The organism is Neorhizobium descurainiae (assembly GCF_051400715.1).
Lineage (GTDB): Bacteria > Pseudomonadota > Alphaproteobacteria > Rhizobiales > Rhizobiaceae > Neorhizobium.
This window is the reverse complement of record NZ_JBLFFK010000076.1, coordinates 1-1,356: the sequence shown is the minus strand read 5'-3', so window position 1 is coordinate 1,356 and position 1,356 is coordinate 1. Positions and strand designations below refer to the sequence as shown.

The 1,356-nt window shown below is 62.2% G+C and carries 1 protein-coding gene; it reads right to left on the bottom strand.

The features are described from left to right. Positions 1–1,154: HAMP domain-containing protein (locus tag ACMGE0_RS33470; RefSeq protein ID WP_436820156.1), on the bottom strand; the 1,154-nt coding region annotated here is incomplete at its 3' end. Positions 1,155–1,356: the final 202 nt, after the last annotated feature.

Here is a 1,356-nt window from a genome sequence, read left to right as displayed (position 1 = left end):
TTGGCGGCCATCTGCTCCATGGAGGCGGAGGCCTCTTCGGCGGAAGAGGCCTGTTCGGTGGCGCCCTGGGAGAGCTGTTCGGAGCTCGCGGAAAGCTCCTGGCTGCCGGACGAGACGTTGTTGGATGCCGAGAGCGCATCGGCGACGACGCCGCGAAGGCGCTCCACCATGCTTTCCAGCGCAAGACCGAGCGTATCCTTGTCCGACAGCGGCTTCGGCGAAACCGTCAGGTCCCCATTGGCGATCTGGTCGGCGACATCCGAGGTGGCGCGCAGGTTCGAAACCATGTTTCGCATCGAAATGCCGAGCTTGTCCTTCTCGGAGAGAGGCTGCGGATCGACCGAAAGATCGCCGGCGGCGATCCGGTCGGCGATGCCTGCGGTAGTGCGCAGATTGGCCGTCATCCGGTTGACCGTTTCCACCAGATCCTTGATCTCGTCATTCGTCTTGACCTCGACGGTTTGGTCGAGGTCGCCGATCGCGACGGCATTGGCGGCGGTGGCGATCTTCGACAGTCCCCTGTTGATCGTGAGCGCCATCCAGACGGCGGCAGCGATGCCGATCAGCAGTGATCCGACCGCAAGCCCGATCATCATGGCGAATGCGGAATCGAAGAGCCGGTCCGCAAGCCCGTCGGATTCCTTGATGCTCGCTTCGGTGAGCGACCCGATATCGGCAACCAGCGCATCGAGCTTGTCCGACGCGATTGATCCTTCCGTCTGGTTGACTTCGATGGCGGCCATCGTCTGGCCGGATGCAACCAGCGAGAGGATGCGGTCGTTGATGGTGACGTAGCCGCTCCAGAAATCACGAACGGCTTCCCACTTCGGTTTGAACGCGCCCGGAGCATTCCGCAATCCTTCGGAAAGCGTGTGCTCGAAGCCCTGCCGTTCCTCGGCGATGAGAGAGCGGGCCTTGGCGGAGCGCTCGGCGTTGGTCGCCAGGAGGAGATCGCCTTCGGCAAGGCCGAGACCGTCGAATCGCGCCGCGAGATCGTTGGCGAGATCGTCCTGGTGGATCGGTCCTTCGATCATTTCGTTGCGCAGATCGTTCATGTGCTGCAGGCTCGAAATACCGAAATAGGCCGAGGTCGCACTGCACAGGATAAGAATACCGAAAGCTGCCGAAAGCTTCGTCTTGATCGTCAGACGCATTTGATTCCCTTTCTTCCGCTTTGATTGCGTGTCTGTTCAGAGAATTCGTGGTTTGCCGGCTACCCGTGGGCAGCCGGCTTGGGGATCAGGCGCTTGCGCGGAAATTCTCGTCGTCTGAGTCCGGCCCGCCCATGGACATGTCGAGGGCGAAGCCCTTGGCGCGGGCCTGCTGGGCGGCGACGGACTGGTCGCTCGCCGGGCG